Annotated in this window: 16 protein-coding genes; 4 read left to right on the top strand and 12 right to left on the bottom strand. The window is 70.3% G+C overall.

The window, feature by feature from the left end:
- Nucleotides 1–54 precede the first annotated feature (54 nt).
- Both IE311_RS16715 and IE311_RS16710 read right to left on the bottom strand, forming a co-directional pair.
- Complete coding sequence (locus IE311_RS16715) at nt 55–765, bottom strand: ribonuclease HII (RefSeq protein WP_189832476.1); 711 nt, start codon at nt 763–765, stop codon at nt 55–57.
- 128 nt (nt 766–893) lie between these two features.
- The gene (locus tag IE311_RS16710) at nt 894–1,511 is read right to left on the bottom strand and encodes a TetR/AcrR family transcriptional regulator (RefSeq protein ID WP_189832475.1); all 618 of its coding nucleotides are present in this window, start codon (nt 1,509–1,511) and stop codon (nt 894–896) included.
- 133 nt (nt 1,512–1,644) lie between these two features.
- Here IE311_RS16710 and IE311_RS16705 point away from each other — a divergent pair, with 133 nt between their 5' ends.
- A complete protein-coding gene (locus IE311_RS16705; protein WP_189832474.1) occupies nt 1,645–3,198 on the top strand; it encodes an MFS transporter in 1,554 nt (517 codons plus the stop codon).
- A 54-nt stretch (nt 3,199–3,252) separates the two neighbouring features.
- On the opposite strand, the gene IE311_RS16700 is transcribed toward IE311_RS16705, so the two are convergent.
- From IE311_RS16700 to IE311_RS16690, 3 genes are read right to left on the bottom strand one after another with little or no spacing between them, the layout of a single operon-like run.
- Nucleotides 3,253–4,161, bottom strand: a complete 909-nt coding sequence (locus tag IE311_RS16700) for an ADP-ribosylglycohydrolase family protein (protein WP_189832473.1) — start codon at nt 4,159–4,161, stop codon at nt 3,253–3,255.
- A 12-nt stretch (nt 4,162–4,173) separates the two neighbouring features.
- Entirely contained in the window at nt 4,174–4,833 is a 660-nt protein-coding gene (locus IE311_RS16695; protein ID WP_189832472.1) for a histidine phosphatase family protein, read from the bottom strand.
- Nucleotides 4,834–4,866: 33 nt separating this feature from the next.
- On the bottom strand, nt 4,867–6,477 hold the full coding sequence (locus IE311_RS16690) for an ABC-F family ATP-binding cassette domain-containing protein (protein WP_189832471.1): 1,611 nt from the start codon (nt 6,475–6,477) through the stop codon (nt 4,867–4,869).
- A 94-nt stretch (nt 6,478–6,571) separates the two neighbouring features.
- Between IE311_RS16690 and IE311_RS16685 the strand changes: the two genes are divergently transcribed.
- On the top strand, nt 6,572–7,201 hold the full coding sequence (locus tag IE311_RS16685) for a TetR/AcrR family transcriptional regulator (RefSeq protein ID WP_189832470.1): 630 nt from the start codon (nt 6,572–6,574) through the stop codon (nt 7,199–7,201).
- A gap of 39 nt (nt 7,202–7,240) precedes the next feature.
- Here the strand turns inward: IE311_RS16685 and IE311_RS16680 are convergent, their stop codons facing one another.
- Nucleotides 7,241–7,846: a YdbC family protein gene (locus IE311_RS16680; protein WP_189832469.1), complete on the bottom strand. Its 606-nt coding sequence runs from the start codon at nt 7,844–7,846 to the stop codon at nt 7,241–7,243.
- Nucleotides 7,847–7,888: 42 nt separating this feature from the next.
- The gene (locus tag IE311_RS16675) at nt 7,889–8,719 is read right to left on the bottom strand and encodes an arylamine N-acetyltransferase family protein (RefSeq protein ID WP_229901960.1); all 831 of its coding nucleotides are present in this window, start codon (nt 8,717–8,719) and stop codon (nt 7,889–7,891) included.
- A 142-nt stretch (nt 8,720–8,861) separates the two neighbouring features.
- On the opposite strand from IE311_RS16675, the gene IE311_RS16670 reads away from it, so the two are divergent.
- Nucleotides 8,862–9,392: a TerD family protein gene (locus IE311_RS16670; protein WP_189832467.1), complete on the top strand. Its 531-nt coding sequence runs from the start codon at nt 8,862–8,864 to the stop codon at nt 9,390–9,392.
- Nucleotides 9,393–9,558: 166 nt separating this feature from the next.
- Here the strand turns inward: IE311_RS16670 and IE311_RS16665 are convergent, their stop codons facing one another.
- Both IE311_RS16665 and nrdR read right to left on the bottom strand, forming a co-directional pair.
- Complete coding sequence (locus tag IE311_RS16665) at nt 9,559–12,453, bottom strand: vitamin B12-dependent ribonucleotide reductase (RefSeq protein ID WP_189832466.1); 2,895 nt, start codon at nt 12,451–12,453, stop codon at nt 9,559–9,561.
- Between the two features lie 173 nt (nt 12,454–12,626).
- Nucleotides 12,627–13,136, bottom strand: coding sequence for a transcriptional regulator NrdR (gene nrdR, locus IE311_RS16660; RefSeq protein WP_189832465.1), 510 nt, complete (start codon nt 13,134–13,136; stop codon nt 12,627–12,629).
- 439 nt (nt 13,137–13,575) lie between these two features.
- Here nrdR and lexA point away from each other — a divergent pair, with 439 nt between their 5' ends.
- Nucleotides 13,576–14,364 carry a transcriptional repressor LexA gene (lexA, locus tag IE311_RS16655; protein WP_030325322.1) on the top strand — a complete coding sequence of 263 codons (789 nt, stop codon included), beginning with the start codon at nt 13,576–13,578 and terminating at the stop codon, nt 14,362–14,364.
- Nucleotides 14,365–14,474: 110 nt separating this feature from the next.
- Here the strand turns inward: lexA and IE311_RS16650 are convergent, their stop codons facing one another.
- The 3 genes from IE311_RS16650 to IE311_RS16640 all read right to left on the bottom strand — a co-directional run bounded on the left by IE311_RS16650 (nt 14,475) and on the right by IE311_RS16640 (nt 19,175).
- Entirely contained in the window at nt 14,475–16,448 is a 1,974-nt protein-coding gene (locus tag IE311_RS16650; protein WP_189832464.1) for an ATP-dependent DNA helicase, read from the bottom strand.
- 50 nt (nt 16,449–16,498) lie between these two features.
- A complete protein-coding gene (locus IE311_RS16645) occupies nt 16,499–18,421 on the bottom strand; it encodes an IucA/IucC family protein (protein ID WP_229901959.1) in 1,923 nt (640 codons plus the stop codon).
- Between the two features lie 67 nt (nt 18,422–18,488).
- On the bottom strand, nt 18,489–19,175 hold the full coding sequence (locus IE311_RS16640) for a GNAT family N-acetyltransferase (protein ID WP_189832463.1): 687 nt from the start codon (nt 19,173–19,175) through the stop codon (nt 18,489–18,491).
- Nucleotides 19,176–19,184: the final 9 nt, after the last annotated feature.

The raw sequence follows: 19,184 nt of genomic DNA, 5'->3' as shown, positions 1-19,184 counted from the left end.
AGGTGCGCCCCGGCCGCGTGGGAGCCCCTGAGAAGGGGCTCCGCGACCGGAAGTTCAGAAGTCGAAGCCGAGTTGGCCCCCGCTTTCCAGCGCGGCCGCCTCGGCGGAGAGGCGGACCTTTTTGAGGTGGCGCCACCTGGGCATCGCGTCCAGGTACGACCAGGAGAGTCGGTGGTGAGGGGTGGGCCCCAGCTCTTCGAGCGCCGCTTTGTGGACCGGCGAAGGGTAGCCCGCGTTGGCACCGAAGGCGTACGCCGCGTACCCCTCGGCCCCGGTCTCCAGCTCCGCCATGACGGCGTCCCGCCGGACCTTGGCGATGACGGAGGCGGCGGCCACTGCGATGCAGGACTGGTCGCCCTTGATCACCGTGCGGACCTGCCAGGGGCTGCCGAGATAGTCGTGCTTGCCGTCAAGGATCACCGCGTCGGGTCGCACGGGGAGCCCTTCGAGTGCCCGGACCGCCGCCAGACGCAGTGCGGCGGTCATGCCGAGCTCGTCTATCTCCTGCGGGGTGGCGTCGCCGAGCGCGTACGCCGTGACCCACCCCTCCAGCTCCGCGGCGAGCGCGGTACGGCGCTTGGGGGTGAGCAGTTTGGAGTCGGTGAGCCCCTCGGGCGCCCGGCGCAGGCCGGTGACGGCCGCGCACACGGTGACGGGGCCGGCCCACGCTCCGCGTCCGACCTCGTCGACTCCGGCGACGATCTTGGCACCGGTGGTGGCACGGAGCGATCGCTCGACAGTGTGGGTGGGTGGTTCATACGGCATGGCGCCTGACAGGTTACGCCGCTCGGCGCCGGGTGCGATACCCGGATTCCCGCCGAGCACCCGAGGGGGCTCCGCACCGGCCCGTCCGGGCCGGGGCGCGCCACCCCTCGGAGGCTGTCCCGTCCATGTCAGGGGCGCAGCAGCGGCACCATGATCCGGTCGATCAGATCGGCGATCTCGCCGTCGCTCCATTCGCTTGCGCACACCTTGGAGCGGTACATCATCATGGCGGGAATGACGTCGACCACCAGATCGTCGTTCGCGTCGGCCCGCACCTCGCCCCGCGCGATTCCTCGCCGCAGCACGTCACGGACAAGGCGGGCCGAGGGCTCGACCACTCCCGTGGTGATCAGAACGTGGAACCGTTCGGCGGACCCGGCATCGCATTCGTGAAGCACAGCGCGCAGGGCGAAGCCGGGCTTGGAGTACATGATGTCCCGGACTCGGAGACACAGCTCGTACAGGTCGTCGCGCACCTGGCCGAGGTCCGGTGCCTCGTCGAGCGTCGGCAGTCCGGCCTGGAGGGCGTCGGCGACGAGGTCTTCCTTCGACGGCCAGCGGCGGTACACCGCGGCTTTGCCCGTCTGCGCGCCGACCGCGACACCCTCCATCGTCAGGCCGTTCCAGCCGACGCTGCTCAGCTGATCGAGCGCGGCTTCCAGGATGGCCCGTTCAAGGACGGGCCCGCGGCGCCGGAGCGATGCCCCGTCCGGCCGGGCGGCGGCCGTGGAACGCGAAGTAACCATCAGGATCTCTCCGTTGAGGCGATATCAGTTCTTCGGCAGCGCCCAGTGAACGGTTGCGTTCACTGAGGGGGACTCACTACCGTGGTCGACAGTGAACGGGTGCGTTCACTAATTCTTCCGTGGGGGATCCATAGTGACAACTTCTCCGGTGGACACACAGACCAAGGACGGGCCTGCACGCGCCGGAGGCCGGCCTGGCATCGCCTTGACCGTCATCGCCGCCTGCCAGCTGATGGTCGTCCTCGACGCCACCATCGTGAACATCGCACTGCCGCACATCCAGGACGCGCTCTCCTTCTCGACGACCGACCTGTCGTGGGTACTCAGCGCCTACACGCTCACCTTCGGCGGCCTGCTGCTCCTCGGCGGGCGAGCGGGAGACATCCTGGGACGTCGCCGGGTGTTCATCGCCGGCATCCTGCTCTTCACCTTCGCCTCACTCCTCGGAGGCTTCGCCCAGGAGCCCTGGCACCTGCTCGCCGCGCGGGCCCTGCAGGGAGTGGGAGGCGCCATCGCCTCACCCACCTCGCTCGCCCTGATCACCACGACCTTCCCCGAAGGGCCGGAACGCAACCGGGCGTTCGGCGTCTTCGCCGCCGTCTCCGCAGGCGGTGGCGCGATCGGTCTGCTCGCCGGCGGCATGCTGACGGAGTGGCTGGACTGGCGCTGGGTCCTCTTCGTCAACGTCCCGATCGGCCTGCTGATCGCCTTCCTCGCCCCGCGCTACATCGCGGAGTCCGAGCGCCACCCGGGCCGGTTCGACATCGCGGGCGCCACGACCTCGACACTCGGCATGGCCGCACTGGTCTACGGGTTCATCCGGGCATCCGAGGAGGGCTGGAAGGACGCGCTGACCATCGGCTCCTTCGTCTCCGCGGTCATCCTGCTCGTGGCCTTCGCGCTCGTGGAGTCCCGTGCCAAGGAGCCGATCACCCCGCTCCGGATGTTCGCGGACCGCAACCGCTCGGGCACGTACATCATCATGCTCAGCCTGGCGGCCGCCATGTTCGGCATGTTCTTCTTCATCGTGCTCTGGGTCCAGGGAGTGCTGGGCTACAGCCCGATCCAGTCCGGGCTCGCCTTCCTTCCCGTCACGGTCGCGATCGGCACCGGTGCGGGTCTCGCGCAGCGCCTGCTGCCGGCGCTCGGGCCCAAGCCGTTCATGGTGAGCGGTTCGGCGATCACGGGCGCGGGCCTCTTCTGGCTGACGTTCATCGACTCGGACAGCAGCTACGTCGGCGGTGTACTCGGCCCCATGGTCCTGTTCGGCTTCGGCATGGGACTCAACTTCGTGACGCTCACGCTCACGGCCGTCTCCGGAGTGGCCCAGCACGAGGCGGGCGCCGCGTCAGGACTGCTCAACGCCACGCAGCAGGTGGGCGGTTCGCTCGGCCTGTCCATCCTGGTCACGGTCTTCGGCACGGCCAGCCGGGAGGAAGGCGAGAAGCAGCTGCCGAACTTCCTCGCGAACTCGACGCCCGAGCAGCAGGCCGAGGCGATGAAGACGAAGGAGCTTCCCCCGCCGTGGGGCCATGAGGTGCTGACCTCTGGCATCTCCTCGGCCTTCACGGCCGCCGTCGCGATGGTCCTGATCGCGCTGGTCACGGCCGTTCTGGTGATCCGGGTCCGCAAGAGCGACCTGGAAGCGCTCAGCGGACGCGCGGAGGCCGCCGGGCCGGTGGCCTGAGGACACACCGACGGCCCCCGGACCCCGGCCGGGTCCGGGGGCCGTCGTGGCGTCTCAGGACGTCGCGACCGGAACCCACTCCGGGAGGTCCTCGGTCTGCCGAAGCCACTGCTCCGGAGGCGCTCCGGCCGCCGCGGCGGCCACCACGCCTCCGGCGATGGCGCAGGTGGTGTCGACGTCGCCACCGACCTGCGCGGTCGTCCAGAACACGCCCTCGAAATCGCCGAGGCCACGCGCCGCCGACCAGAGCGCGAACGGAACCGTGTCGTGCGCGCTCGTCCGACGCCCGCTGCCGAGCACCGCGGCCACCGTGCCCGCGTCGCCGTAGTCGAGCATGTCGCGGGCCCGGCGCAGCCCCGCCCCGACCGCGCTGCGGGGCACCAGGGCGATGACCCCGTCGAGCAGCGCTTCGGGGGTGGGCGGTCCCGCCGGGTCGGCGGCCAGTGCCGCCGCGGCGGCGACGGCCATCGCGCCCACCACGGCCTCTCGGTGCTGATGGGTCGTGTACGCGGAGATCTCGGCCTGGTGCGTCGCCTGCTCGGGATCTTCCGCGTACCAGGCTCCGAGCGGGGCGATCCGCATCGCGGCGCCGTTGCCCCACGACCCCTGCCCCTGGAAGAGCGCGGCGGCCAGCTCCCGCCAGTCGCCCCCCTCCCTGATGAGCCGGAGCATCCGGTTCACGGCCGGGCCGTAGCCCCGGTCGAAGTCGTGGTGCTGGGCGAAGGACATCGCCAGGGCGTCCTGGTCGATGCGTTCGTGGTGGGCGAGGACGGCCAGGACTGAGCAGGCCATCTCGGTGTCGTCGGTCCACTGCCAGGGGCCGTCGGGCAGCTCGCGCCGCTTGAGCAGGGGATAGTTGGCGGGTACGAAGAACTGGGAGCCCAGGGCGTCTCCCACGGACAGCCCGCGCAGGCTGGCCAGGGCGCGGTCGAAGCGCCGGTCGAATGCGGAGTCAGCGGTCATCGGTCTGCCACTCTATCCGGTGGGGCCGTACGGTTCCGGGGTGCGCCAGCGTTCGAACGGCCTGTCCAGACGGTATCGGCCGTCCTCGTCGAGCAGGAGCGTACGGGTCTCGGCGTTGCCTGGATTCGACAGCGACTCGAAGTCCGCGACCGTCCAGTGGAACCAGCGCATACAGAACAGGCGCATGGTCAGCCCGTGGGTGACCAGCAGGACGTTGGGCGGATGGTCGGGCGCCTCGAAACTGCGGTACAGGCTCTCCAGGAACGCCCCGACCCGGTCGTAGACGTCCGCTCCCGACTCCCCCTGGGCGAATCGGTAGAAGAAGTGCCCGTACGCGTCCCGGTACGCCTTCTGCAGTCGTACGTCATCCCTCTCCTGCCAGTTGCCCCAGTCCTGCTCCCGCAGGCGCGGCTCCTCCCGCACCCGGACCTGCTCCGGAGGCAGCCGGAAGGCGCGGAGGGTCTCATGGGTGCGCCGGTACGGCGATACGTAGACGCTGACCGTCTCACGGCCGAAGAGTCCCCTCAGCCTCGCCCCCGTCTCCTCCGCCTGTCGCAGCCCGGTCTCCGTGAGTCTCAGCGCATGGTCGGGCTCCCGTTCGTACACCGTGTCATCGACATTGCCCTCGGACTCTCCGTGCCGTACGAGAACGATGCGCCGCGGTCTTGCCATACCCCGACCCTAGATCGCCGTTCCCCGGAAGGCTCAGCCGAGGAGGCGGCCGGAGTCCATCCGGCGTATGTCTCCGGTGAAACGGCGCCGCAGCGCGCGGTCGTGCGAGACCACCACAAGGGCTCCCTTCCACTGCTCCAAGGCCTGCTCCAGTTCCTCCACGAGCCCGAGGGCCAGGTGGTTGCCGGGCTCGTCGAGCAGAAGGAGATCGGCGGGCCGGGCCAGCAGCCGGGCGAGCGCCAGCCGACGGAGCTGGCCGGCGGAGAGCGCGCCGACCGGAACCGTCAGGTCGGCCGGGCGGAACAGTCCGTACGACAGAAGCAGTTCGGCCCGCTCGTCCTCGGGCAGGGCGAGCCCCCGCCCGAAGCAGGCGAGCAGCCGTTCCTCCCGGCGCCGGACGGCGATGTCCTGGGCGAGGTACCCGATCCGTCCGGCACGCCGGACCTCGCCCGAGTCCGGGTCGACGACCCCGGCCATGACCCGTAGCAGGGTGGACTTCCCCGCACCGTTGCCGCCGTGGACGAGCAGCCGGTCCCCCGCCCGGACGGTGAGCTCGCCGACGGCGAGACGGTCCGCGACACGCACTCCGCTCAGCGTCACGAGCGCCCCCTCGGCCGCGCCTGCCAGGGGCCGGGCGGTGAAGGCGAGAGGCGGTGGCGGCTGCGGCACGGGCTCTTCCCGGAGTCGTCTCAGCCGCTCCCGGGCGTTGCGCACGCGGCCCGAGACGGAGGCCTGGACGCGGCCGGCCGCCCGGTCGAACGCCATCTTGTTGTTGTCCTTCATCTCCCTCCCGGGCGCGACACCGCGCGCCGTCGTCGATGCGTACGCCTCAAGCCGTGCCGTCTCCTCGCACCACTCCTCGTACGCCCCCTCCCAGCGCCGTCGGGCCGCTTCCCGTGCCGTGCGGTATCCGGCGTATCCCTCGCCGTACCGCACGAGCGCCCGTCTGTCGGCGTCCACCTCGACGATCGCCGTGGCGACCCTCTCCAGAAAGGCCCGGTCGTGGGAGACGGCCACGACGGTGCCGCGGTGCCCGAGGAGTGCCTCCTCCAGCCAGTCGAGTGCCTGTGCGTCGAGGTGGTTGGTCGGCTCGTCGAGCAGGAGTACCTCGGGGCCGACGGCGAACGCGCAGGCGATGCCGAGCCGGGCCAGCTCGCCACCCGAGAGACTGTCGAGCCGTCGCCCGCGTCCCGTGCCGGCGAGACCGAGTCCGTACAGGGCCTTGTCGACCCGGGCGTCCGCCTCGTACCCGCCCCGGAACTCGTAGGCGGTGAGGAGCTCACCGTATGTGTCGAGCTCCGCCCGGTCCGCGGAGTCGAGCCGGGCTTCGAGGGCGCGCAGCCGCCGTTCCATGGCGCGAAGGTCGGCGAGGGCCGCGTCCACGGCGTCGCCGACAGTGGCCCCGGGCTGCAGTCGAGGGGTCTGGGCGAGCATTCTCATGCCGCCGTCGGCGACGGTGACGACCCTGCCCTCGTCGGGGTGCTCCGCCCCGGCGAGGAGACGCAGCAGGGTCGACTTCCCCGCGCCGTTCTCCCCCACGATCCCGATCCGCTCCCCGGAGCGCACGGAGAGCGAGACCTGGTCGAGAAGCAGTCGTTCGCCACGGGTCACGACGACGTCGTGCAGCGAGATCTGAGTGGGCAAGGGCGCCTCCGCGAGTAGAAGGGTCAAATGCAACCTGGATCGCATTAAGGCGAGTGTGGCACACTCGAACCTCCTAATGCAACGGGAGTAGCAGTTGAATGATTCGATCGAGGAACACGCGGCCCCCGCACCCGGGAGCCTGCGGCCCGGCGGACGCACCGCCCGCACCCGGGCTGCCGTCCGCGACGCCGTCCTGACCGGTCTGTCCGAGCACGGATACCCGGCCCTGACCGTCGAGTACGTGGCAGAACACTCGGGCGTGCACAAGACGACGCTCTACCGCCGCTGGGGCAGCGTCGAAGGCCTCCTCGCCGACGCGCTCGACCTGGCCGGCGAGGACGCCTGGACGCCACCGGACACGGGAAGCCTCTCCGGGGATCTGCGCACACTCGCGCACGAGGTCGTCGAGGCCTTCGGCGACCCCGCCACGGGCGCCGCCCCGACCGCGTTCGTCGGCGCTGCTTTCCAGTCACCACGGGCGGCCGAGGCCCTGCACGCCTTCTACGCCGAGCGGTTCCGCCGCTGCGAGGACGTCGTCGTCCGGGCCGTGGCCCGCGGTGAGGCGCCGCGGGGCACCGACGCGGGCGCGGTCGTCCGGGCGGTCTCGGCGCCCTTGTTCCTGAGGCTCTTCGTCACCCGAGAACCGATCGACGGCGCGATCGCCGGCCAGGCGGCTCAGGCGGTGCTGGCGGCGGTGGAAGCGGGATCTTTCGTCCCGGAGTAGATCGGGCCGGCCGGCCGAGGCGGCTCACCCGGGCCTTTGTCAGACCGTCCAGGCCGACTCGAGCTGCACCACGTCGCCGGCCAGCGCCGCCACGTCGGCGGCCGTCTTGGCGCGCAGTCCGAGCCGCTCGATCCGTTCCACCCGGTACTTGCCGTGCTCGGCGGCGGACTGCCACATCGACAGCACCAGGAACTCGCTTCCGGGCGCCTCCCCGAACAGCCCCCGCAGCATGCCGGGGGACCCGGCCATGGCCGGGTTCCACACCTTCTCCTGCATGAGCGCGAAGTGTTCGGCCCGATCCTCGTGGACACGGCAGTGCGCCACCCGCGCCACATCGGCGTCGGAGAAACGCGGCTCGAACCCCGTCTTCACATCGAAGCGGTGGTCGAACAGCTTGACCTGGATGTCCTTGAACGTGCCCACCTGCGCGGCCGCCAGACGGTCGTGCGAGCGCGCCATGAACGAGTCGTAGAAAGCCCGGCTCTCCCAGAACGCGAAGATATGGGCGACGTCCGGTCGAGTCCGGCTCCACCCGCCGCCCTGCCCCCGGAAGCCCGGCTCACCGAGCAGCCCCGCCCATTTCCGCTGCCCCCGCTCGAACCCTCGACGGTCCAACACGGTGCAGCGAATCCACTTGACCAGCACCGCGCCATCGTACGGGCCCGGCGACCGCCCCGGCAGACCTCGTCAGGGACCCGCGGGGTGCATTCGCTCCAGACCCGTGCGCTCCTCGTCGTCCAGTTCGATCCCGAAGTCGCCTTCCAGGACCGCGATCAACTCGTCGGCGTTCACGATCCGTTCCTCGGCGACGCCGTCCTTCCCCATCGTCGAAAGCCTGTCGCGCACCAGCGCCCTGCGCACGTCGCCACCGGGCCTCTGCGCCACGACCTGACCGAGGAATCGCGAGTCCGGATGACTGGAGCTGTAGTGGTTCATGACGGTGAAGTCACCGGGGTAGAGCGTCTGCGGGGAGAAGGCGTAGAGGTCGGTCCAGCCCTGCGGTCGCAGGGAGCGCAGGACATGGATGCCCTCCGCCTCGACTCCGATCCCGAACGTCCAGCCGCTCTGCTCGACGTGCGCCCCGTCCCGCAGGGGCACCGGTTCCAGCGGCCCCTGCCAGCCGAATCCGACGTCGGCGAGCCACTGTTCGTCGTCGATCACGACGACGAGGAGTGCGTGCGTGACGGGTGGCAGAGCCGCGCCCCGCGAACGGTTACGGGCTCCGCGCCCGGTCACCGCGAAGCCGATCCGTTCGAGAACCGCCGCGAGCAGGGAGTTCTGCTCGTAGCAGTAGCCGCCGCGGCGGCGCTCGACGAGCTTGGCCTGAAGGCTCTTCAGGTCGAGGGGGACCCGCCGCCCGAGAGCGACGTCGAGGTTCTCGAACGGAAAGGCCCGGATGTGTGCCCGGTGGAGGGCCGTCAATGTCCGCAGATCGGGGGTGAGTTCCCCTTCCCGCCCTGTCTCGTATCCGATTCGAGCCAGATATGCGTCGAGATCCAGCTCCTCACCGCTCCACAAACCGCTCTCCCCCTCATCCCTCGGGTCCGCTGTCGTAGCCCCATGACACCATGAGCAATCGGCCCACGACCACGGGCTTTTGAGCGGGTCGACGGTACGACGAGAGGCGTGCGCGGGGGCGTGCGCGGAGAGGGGAAGCACCATGAGCGGACTCAACAAAGGGGTGGGCCGGGTCGAGGTCACGCTCAAGTGGGACCCTGCCCGGAGCGGCGCACCGGTCCATGACCTGGACCTCGTCGCCGGTGTCTTCACCACGGACGATCCGCACGGTGCACCGGTCCATCTGGTGCACTTCGGCAGTCGTTCCCCCGACGGCACGATCACGCTTCACCGCGACAGCCGTACGGGCCAGGGATTCGGCTACGACGAGGCCATGACCCTGGAGCTGGACCGGCTGGCACCGACGTACGCGCGCGTGGTGGTGGGCGTCGCGATCCAGCAGGCCGGTGGGCGGCTCGCCTTCGGTGACATAGCGAACACGGGCATACGGGTCCGCGAAGGCTATACGGACCTGCTGGTCCACGACTTCGCGGACGTGCGGGACGCCCTTTCCGCGACGGTCGTGGAGTTCACTCGCGACGGCGCCGACGGCTGGGCGTACCGCCCCCTCCTCCACGGCTTCGACGCCGACCCCCGGACGTTCGCCACGCTGCTCGGCTCCGCCCGCCCCTGAGACACGGGAACACGCCGCCCGCGGCAGCAGGGCATCGACGCGTCAGGGTACGGCGAAGGGGACCCGCACGAGACGGGTCCCCTTCGCCGTACCCTGACGCGTCGAGACTGGCCGGTCACCCGCGCGGACCGCGTCGGACATCACGTCCGACGCGCCCCGCGGGGTGTCAGCTGCAGCCGCTGGTCGAGCCGCAGCCCTCGCAGATGTAGCAGGAGCCGGCGCGCTGCATCTTCGTACCGCAGGAGAAGCAGAGCGGGGCGTCGGCGCTGATGCCGAGCTGCATCTCGACGAGCTCCGCCGAGGTGTGGGCCTGCTTCGGGGCCGGGATCTCGGTCTTCGGAGCCGGGGCCGCGACGGCCTTCAGTTCCTGGGCGCGGGGGGCGGACTGGGCGAGCCCCTCGACGTCGACGTCATCCTCCTCGGACTGCTCGTACGAGCCGGTGTCCAGGTGACGCTGACGCTCCTCGGCCGAGTGGATGCCGAGGGCCGAGCGGGTCTCGAAGGGCAGGAAGTCCAGCGCCAGGCGGCGGAAGATGTAGTCGACGATCGACTGCGCCATCCGCACGTCCGGGTCGTCCGTCATGCCGGCCGGCTCGAAGCGCATGTTGGTGAACTTCGAGACGTACGTCTCCAGCGGGACGCCGTACTGCAGACCGACGGAGACGGCGATGGAGAAGGCGTCCATCATGCCCGCGAGCGTCGAACCCTGCTTGGACATCTTGAGGAAGACCTCGCCGAGACCGTCGTCCGGGTAGGAGTTGGCGGTCATGTAGCCCTCGGCGCCACCGACGGTGAAGGAGGTGGTGATCCCCGGGCGGCCCTTGGGCAGACGCTTGCGGACCGGGCGGTACTCGACGACCTTCTCGACGGCCTCGCGGATCGTCGCCTCGGACTTCGCGGTGACCTCGGCCTTCTCGTCCTCCTTCTTCTTCGCGGAGAGCGGCTGGCCGACCTTGCAGTTGTCGCGGTAGATCGCGAGCGCCTTGACGCCCATCTTCCAGGCCTCGAAGTAGACCTCCTCGACGTCCTCGACCGTGGCCGTCTCCGGCAGGTTCACGGTCTTGGAGAGGGCGCCCGAGATCCACGGCTGGATGGCGGCCATCATGCGGACGTGGCCCATCGCGGAGATGGAACGCTCACCCATGGCGCAGTCGAAGACCTCGTAGTGCTCGGCCTTCAGACCGGGGGCGTCGATCACATTGCCGTTCTCGGCGATGTGGGCGACGATCGCCTCGATCTGCTCCTCCTGGTAGCCCAGGCGGCGCAGGGCCTGCGGGACGGTGCCGTTGACGATCTGCATCGAGCCGCCGCCGACGAGCTTCTTGAACTTGACCAGGGCGAGGTCGGGCTCGAGGCCGGTGGTGTCGCAGGACATCGCGAGACCGATGGTGCCGGTCGGGGCGATGACCGAGGCCTGGGCGTTGCGGAAGCCGTTCTTGGCGCCGAGGCGGATCACGTCCTGCCAGGCCTCCGTCGCGGCGGCCCAGATCGGCGAGTCCAGGTCGTCCACGCGGACGGCCTTGGTGTTCTCGTCGGCGTGCTGCTGCATGACGCGCTGGTGCGGCTCGGCGTTGCGGGCGTAGCCGTCGTAGGCGCCGACGACCGCGGCGAGCTCGGCGGAGCGCCTGTACGAGGTGCCGGTCATCAGGGAGGAGATGGCACCGGCGAGGGCGCGGCCGCCGTCGGAGTCGTACGCGTGGCCGGTCGCCATCAGCAGGGCGCCGAGGTTGGCGTAGCCGATGCCGAGCTGGCGGAAGGCGCGGGTGTTCTCGCCGATCTTCTCGGTCGGGAAGTCGGCGAAGCAGATGGAGATGTCCATCGCCGTGATGACGAGCTCGACGACCTTGGCGAAGCGCTCGACCTCGAAGGACTGGTTGCCCTTGCCGTCGTCCTTGAGGAACTTCATGAGGTTCAGCGAGGCGAGGTTGCAGGACGTGTTGTCCAGGTGCATGTACTCGCTGCACGGGTTCGAGCCGTTGATGCGGCCGGACTCGGGGCAGGTGTGCCAGTGGTTGATCGTGTCGTCGTACTGGATGCCGGGGTCGGCACAGGCCCAGGCGGCCTCGGCCATCTTGCGGAAGAGCGACTTGGCGTCGACCTCCTCGATGACCTCGCCCGTCATGCGGGAGGTGAGGCCGAACTTGCCACCGGACTCGACGGCCTTCATGAACGTGTCGTTCACGCGGACGGAGTTGTTGGCGTTCTGGTACTGGACGGACGTGATGTCGTCGCCGCCCAGGTCCATGTCGAAGCCCGCGTCACGGAGGGCGCGGATCTTCTCCTCCTCCTTGACCTTGGTCTCGATGAAGTTCTCGATGTCGGGGTGGTCGACGTCGAGGATGACCATCTTGGCCGCACGGCGGGTCGCGCCGCCCGACTTGATGGTTCCCGCGGAGGCGTCGGCACCGCGCATGAAGGAGACCGGGCCGGAGGCGTTGCCGCCGGAGGAGAGCAGCTCCTTGGAGGAGCGGATGCGGGAGAGGTTCAGGCCGGCGCCGGAGCCGCCCTTGAAGATCATGCCCTCTTCCTTGTACCAGTCGAGGATGGACTCCATGGAGTCGTCGACGGACAGGATGAAGCAGGCGGAGACCTGCTGGGGCTGGGGGGTGCCGACGTTGAACCAGACCGGCGAGTTGAAGCTGAAGATCTGGTGCAGGAGGGCGTAGGCCAGCTCGTGCTCGAAGATCTCGGCGTCGGCGGGCGAGGCGAAGTAGCCGTACTCCTCGCCGGCCTTCGTGTACGTCTTCACGATCCGGTCGATGAGCTGCTTGAGACCGGTCTCGCGCTGCGGGGTGCCGACGGCCCCGCGGAAGTACTTGCTGGTGACGATGTTGACCGCGTTCACCGACCAGAAGTCGGGGAACTCGACGCCACGCTGCTCGAAGTTGATCGAGCCGTCGCGCCAGTTGGTCATGACGACGTCACGGCGCTCCCACGCCACCTCGTCGTACGGATGCACGCCGGGGGTGGTGTGGATGCGCTCGATACGCAGGCCCTTGCTCGCCTTGGCTCCCTTGGAACGAGAACCACGTGCTGCCGGACCGCTCGCCGTCTCTGTCATGCCGCCTCCCATATACGGGCAAAACACACTTTGGCGCCCAGATAGTCCCAGGGCACCGTCTTCTGTACGTCGTTCTGTACTGCTGCCACGAACGACACAGGGGTCGCTCGGGGCACGTCTGCCGGGCCGCTCGCGGCGGCCGGTCGCCGGGCACTGCGGGCCCGGACCGCCAGTCAGTCGGCGGCGGTGGCGGGAACGGGGACCTCGGGGGCCGCACCGGTACCGCGGTTCTCACCGGGAGGCCGCACGCGGAGTTCCACGATGGCGGCCTCGAAGTCTTCGAGGCTGTCGAAAGCCTTGTACACGGACGCGAAGCGCAGGTACGCGACGACGTCGAGCTCCTGCAACGGGCCGAGGATGGCCAGACCCACGTCGTGGGTGGTCAGCTCGGCGCTGCCGGTGGCGCGCACCGCCTCCTCGACCCGCTGGCCGAGCTTGGCGAGGGCGTCCTCGGTGACCGGTCGCCCCTGGCACGCCTTGCGCACCCCGGAGATGACCTTGGTGCGGCTGAAGGGCTCCGTGACACCGGACCGCTTCACGACCATGAGCGAACACGTCTCCACCGTCGTGAAACGACGGGAGCAGTCGGGGCACTGGCGACGGCGTCGGATCGACGTCCCGTCGTCGGTGGTGCGACTGTCGACAACACGGCTGTCGGGGTGCCTGCAGAAGGGGCAGTGCATTGGTTCCGACCCTCCCTCACGGCACGACTGGTGAACCTCGCACGACCCCTCGAGGCCCTGCGAAGCGACCACCAGCATAGGCGATGTGAGCGGCCCCGGCAGACCGAGGACCACTACCCCTGGGTGGCCAATGCCATCCAACCACTAGATCTTGGGTTGGGGGCGCTTCCGGGCCCCCTGCGTGTCGCAGCGCGCAGGCTCCCGGGATTCCGCCCCTCGGGGTGCGACACTGGGAGGGCGCACCGGACACTCGCGGCCCATCGGCGAAGGCTACCGTGACGACCGAATCGGGACGGCGGCGTGAGAGTGCTCATACACCCGCATGTGCACAGGCGTAAGGCAATCTGCGAATTTTCACTCGAACGTGTGTTTGGCGCAACCTTTCGAAAGCCACTACCGTTGTGCCAGCGAGGGATGCCATTCGAGAGGGGCCGACGACGTGACCACCACCGCAGACAGTGCCACCATCACCGCCCAGGACCGCTCCCAGGGCCGACTCGAGCCGGTGCACGCCATGAACGACACAAGCATGAACGGCGAGGACCCCGGGCGGCCCGCCCGCGCCCTCCCCGGGCGACCTCCGGGCATCCGAGCCGACAGTTCCGGTCTCACCGACCGGCAGCGCAGGGTCATCGAGGTCATCCGCGACTCCGTCCAGCGGCGCGGCTACCCGCCGTCGATGCGTGAGATCGGGCAGGCGGTCGGCCTCTCCAGCACCTCTTCGGTGGCGCACCAGCTCATGGCGCTCGAGCGCAAGGGCTTCCTCCGTCGCGACCCGCACCGCCCCCGGGCGTACGAGGTGCGCGGCTCCGACCAGCCGAGCACTCAGCCGACCGACACCACGGGCAAGCCCGCCGCGTCGTACGTGCCCCTGGTCGGCCGGATCGCGGCCGGCGGCCCGATCCTCGCCGAGGAGTCCGTCGAGGACGTCTTCCCCCTCCCCCGGCAGCTGGTCGGCGACGGCGAGCTGTTCGTCCTCAAGGTCGTCGGCGACTCGATGATCGAGGCCGCCATCTGCGACGGCGACTGGGTCACCGTCCGCCGCCAGCCCGTCGCCGAGAACGGCGACATCGTCGCGGCCATGCTGGACGGCGAGGCGACGGTCAAGCGCTTCAAGCGCGAGGACGGCCATGTCTGGCTCCTCCCGCACAACGCGGCGTACCAGCCGATCCCCGGCGACGAGGCGACCATCCTCGGCAAGGTCGTGGCGGTGCTTCGGCGGGTGTGACACACCTCGCCGGCTCTGACCGGGCCCCGGGACCCACTGCGCCGGTCCCGGGGCCCTGCCGTGTCCGAAGGGAGCCCCGGCACACACCGGGGCTCCGTCGGGCATGAGCCTCAGGAACCCGCCGCCTTCGACGCGGCGTCGATGGCGGCGAGCGACTTCCGCACCTGGTTGCGGTCGGTCGTGTACCAGAAATCGGGCAGTGAGGCCTTCAGATAGCTGCCGTACCGGGCCGTGGCCAGTCGGGGGTCGAGAACCGCCACGACGCCCCGGTCACCCGTGGCCCGCACCAGTCGCCCGGCGCCCTGAGCCATCAGCAGGGCGGCGTGGGTCGCCGCGACCGCCATGAAGCCATTGCCCCCGGCCTCCTCCACGGCCTTCTGCCGGGCACTCATCAGCGGATCGTCCGGGCGCGGGAACGGGATCTTGTCCATGACGACCAGCTGGCAGCTGGCCCCGGGGACGTCCACGCCCTGCCAGAGCGACAGCGTGCCGAAAAGACAGGTCCGGGGATCGGCCGCGAAGTTCTTGATCAGCTCACCCAGCGTGTCCTCGCCCTGGAGCAGGATCGGCAGCTCCGGAACCCGGGTCCGCAGCTCCTCCGCGGCCTGCTGCGCCGCACGCATGGAGGAGAACAGACCGAGGGTCCGCCCGCCGGCCGACTGCATCAGCTCGGTCAGCTCGTCGAGCATGTCGCCCCGGTCCCCGTCCCGCGCGGGGCGGGAGAGGTGCTTGGCGACATAGAGAATGCCCTGCTTGGGGTAGTCGAACGGGGAACCGACGTCGATCCCCTTCCAGACCGGCAGGTCGTCGCCCGTGGTGCCCTCGGGAGCCAGCCCCAGCGAGGCGCCGACGCCGTTGAAATCGCCGCCCAGCTTGAGCGTGGCCGAGGCCAGGACAACGGAACGCTCCGTGAACAGCTTCTCCCGCAGCAGGCCCGAGACACTGAGCGGCGCGACCCGCACCGAGGCACCGAAACGGTCATGCCGCTCGTACCAGACGACGTCGTACTCCGACCCCTGGGTGATCCGCTCCGCGACACCGTGGACGTTCTCCACGAAGGCCATGGCCTGCTTGCGCACGGCGTCCTCGTCCTGCACGGACCGGTCCCGGGTCGAACCCAGGGCCGTGATCACCGCGCGGGCCGCGTCCCGCAGCGCCATCAGGGCGTACGCGAGGTCCTCCGGGATCTCCTCCAGGCGCCCCGGCAGAGCCAGCTCCATGACCCGCTCGAAGCCCTCGGCGGCGGTCTGGAGCTGGTCCGCGACCTTCTCGTCGACCAGCTTCGCCGACCGGCGCACGGCGCGGTTGACCTGGCCGGGGGTGAGCTCGCCGGTGGCGACCCCGGTGACCCGGGAGACCAGCTCGTGGGCCTCGTCGACGATCAGCACCTCGTGCTGCGGCAGCACCGGGGCGCCCTCGATGGCGTCGATGGCGAGCAGCGCGTGGTTGGTGACGACGACATCGGCGAGCTTCGCCCGCTCACGGGCCGCCTCGGCGAAGCACTCCGCCCCGTACGCGCACTTGCTCGCGCCGAGACACTCCCGGGAGGAGACCGAGACCTGGGCCCAGGCCTTGTCGGAGACACCCGGCGTCAGGTCGTCCCGGTCCCCGGTCTCCGTCTCGTCCGACCAGTCCCGGAGCCGCATCAGGTCCTGGCCCAGCTTGCTGGTGGGCGCGGCGGCCTCGAAGGGGTCGAAGAGGCCGTCCTCCTCGTCCTGCGGGACGCCCTCGTGGAGCCGGTGCAGACAGAGATAGTTCGACCTGCCCTTGAGCATGGCGAACTGCGGGCGGCGACGCAGCTGCGGATGCAGTGCGTCGACCGTCCGCGGAAGGTCGCGCTCGACGAGCTGGCGCTGCAGCGCCAGGGTGGCCGTGGCCACCACCACCCGCTCCCCCTGGGCCAGCGCGGGCACCAGGTAGCCGAGCGACTTGCCCGTGCCGGTACCGGCCTGGACGAGAAGGTGGGAGTTGTCGTCGATGGCCTCGGCCACGGCCTCGGCCATGGTGACCTGGCCGGGTCGCTCCGTGCCGCCGACGGCGGAGACGGCGGCGTGGAGGAGGTCGGGGAGGGATGGCTTCGTCATAGCTGGTCTAGCCTAAGGGGCGCCACCGACAGTCAGGGCACGCGCGCGGATCACGCGAGCGGGTTGGGGACGGTTCCGTGTACGGCCGCATGAGGGCGCTCGGGCCGGTCCCGGTAACCGTCCAGGTGCAGACGGTTGCGGTTGAGGCAGAGCCGCTCGATCCGTGGAGTGAGGAGGTCGAAGAGCTCGAACCGTTCCTTCAGCTCGGGGAATCGCGCCTGGTGGCGAAGGATCTCGGCCCGGACGAGTGACCAGAAGTCCTGCTCGGGAACACCGAGTTGTTCCTCGCAGAGCGGCGCCAGATAGCGGAAGACACCGACGAAGAGCCCCGAATGGATGAACTGGACGAGGAACTCGGGTTCCTCGGTCAGCAGGACGGCGCGCACGTCGTCCGGCAGGGTGTCGTGCTCGGGAAGCGGCTGGGCGCTGATGTTCACGTCGTCGACGAAGTCCTTGATCGCCAGACGGACGGGGACGTCCTGGTCGTCGTAGACGACGATGGCGTTCTCGCCGTGCGGCGAGAAGACCGTGCCGTACCGGTAGAGGAAGTGCAGCAAGGGCGGCAGCAGGGCGGCGAAGAGGCGCTGGAGCCAGACGACGGGGGCGAGTCCGGAGCGCTCCACGAGCTCGGCGGCGAACGCCCGCCCTTCGGCGTCCGTGTGGAGCAGGGAGGCGAGGGTACGGGCCCGTTCCCCCGGGGGCAGCCGCAGCGGCTCGCGCCAGATCGCGCCGAGGAGTTCCTTGTACTGGTACGGGACTTCGGGCAGCCGGTCGTACAGGGGGTGCTCGACGGTCACGGAGGCGACCTCGCCGAGGAGGACCACCCCGCACTCGTCCCGCAGGAAGGGGTCGGCGTCGCGCAGGCCGTGCACCCAGGCGGTGACGGCGGGCGCGGCGAGGGTCCGTTCGGTGGGCAGGCCCCGCCAGACAAGGGTGTTGAGCACCGACAGCGGGAGCTTGACGGTGTGCCGGTCGGGGCGGCTGGTGTTGAGGAAGGTCCGGACCGACTGCTGCGGAAGCCGGAGGTCCGGGTCCGCGCGGAGCGGAACGACGGTCCCGGCGGCCACCGCGGGGGCGTAGAGCGGGAGCAGCACCTCGTCCCACTGCCAGGGGTGGACCGGCAGCAGGAGGTAGCCGTCGGGTTCGTGGCCGCGGGCGGTCAGTTCGGCACGGAAGGCGGCGTGGACCTCGGGGTCGAGCTCCTGGGCGTAGAGACGATCGGGTGTTTCGAGGCCCGGCACTCCTCGGTACGCGGCGAGGCGGTTGCTGACGGCGATCCATGGCAACCGGCTCGCGCGACGGGCTTCGGGCGCCCAGCGGCTGGCGTCGGTGGCGGAGAAGCCGATGCGGCCCTTGTTGAGGACGAGCCAGGGGTGGCCCGTCTGGTGGCCTTCGAGTTCCGCATAGGAGAGGTCGGCGAGCCGGGTGGCGGGGAGGGCCGTGTGGTCGAGGCGGGCGTCGGCGGCGAGGGTGGCGGAGAGCTCGCGGATGAGGTGGCCGAGGGTGGCGCCGTCGAGCCGGAGGAGACGCCGGGCCCGGACCAGGAAGTCGAGGGGATCGGTCATGGGCCGGCCCTCGTGGGTGATGGTGTCGGCGGCGATGTACCAGCTGCCGTAGGCGCCTCGCCGGGCACGGAACGTGAGGGTCGTGCCGTCGTCCAGGCGCAGTGCGTGGAGACCGGGTGCCGAGTCGGCGGCGGACCCGAGGTCCGCGGCGGCGGCTGCGGCGGGGCCGACGGTGGGCGCGAGGTCCGTGTCCGCCACGGGGGCGGGTTCGACGATCTCCTCATAGGCGAACTCGGCGAGGGCTTTGGCGAGGAGGCGGGAAGAGGCGCGGGTCCAGGCGGCGGCGGTCAGCTCGGGGGGCGCGAGCAGTTCGGGGGCAGGTTCCGGTTCGGCCGTGGCGGACGGGCCGGGAAACGCGGGCTGGGCAGGAGGTACGGGCTGAGCGGAGTCGTGGGGTGCAGGGGACATCGACACGAGGACTCCTCGAAGTGGGAACCGCTGTGGGTCGAGCGGTGTATAGAAGGCAGAGGGTTGTTCACAGAGCGTGACGGAGAGCGCGGTCACGCATCATGATCGCCGCTTGTTTGTCAGGGAGGTCGACTTCCGCCGCATAGCGGAAGCCGCCGCTGAGGAAGGCCGAGACGGAGGGGGTGTTACGGATGTCGGGTTCGGCGACGACGCGGGTACAGCGGGGACGGTGGTCGAGGACGAGATCGGCGACGGCGCGCAGAAGTGTGGCGCCGACGCCGCGCCCCCGGTCGGTGACGCCTCCGATCAGCAGATGGATACCGGTGTCGTGGGGACGCGCCGGGTAGTGCCGGGCGAGCGGGTCGAGGTCGGCGCGGTAGATCTCGAAGTAGCTCATGGGCATGGCGTCGAGCACGCCGAGGCACGGCACGCTCCGGCCGTCTCCCTCGATCTGGGCGCGGAGGTGTTCTGCGGTCACGGTCTCGGGTCCGGACAGTTCCCAGAAGGCTGCCACGGCGGGGTCGTTCATCCACCGGGTGAGGAGGGCCAGATCCCGTTCGAGCCGGACGGGGACGAGCCGGAAGACGCCGACGGGGGTGTCGGCCGGGGCCCAGGAGCCGACGGAGTCCAGGAGATCGCCGTCGAGGAGTTCGGCGTCGGCGTGGCCGCCTTCGAGGAGAGCGACGAGCTCGTCGAGCCTCAGGTCGAGGGTGTCGTCGCCGGGCGGGTCGGCCGGTGGGCGGTGGGGTGACACGGTGTCGCT

The organism is Streptomyces zaomyceticus, assembly GCF_014656215.1.
Classification (GTDB): Bacteria; Actinomycetota; Actinomycetes; order Streptomycetales; family Streptomycetaceae; genus Streptomyces; species Streptomyces zaomyceticus.
This window is presented reverse-complemented; position numbering and strand designations above follow the sequence as displayed.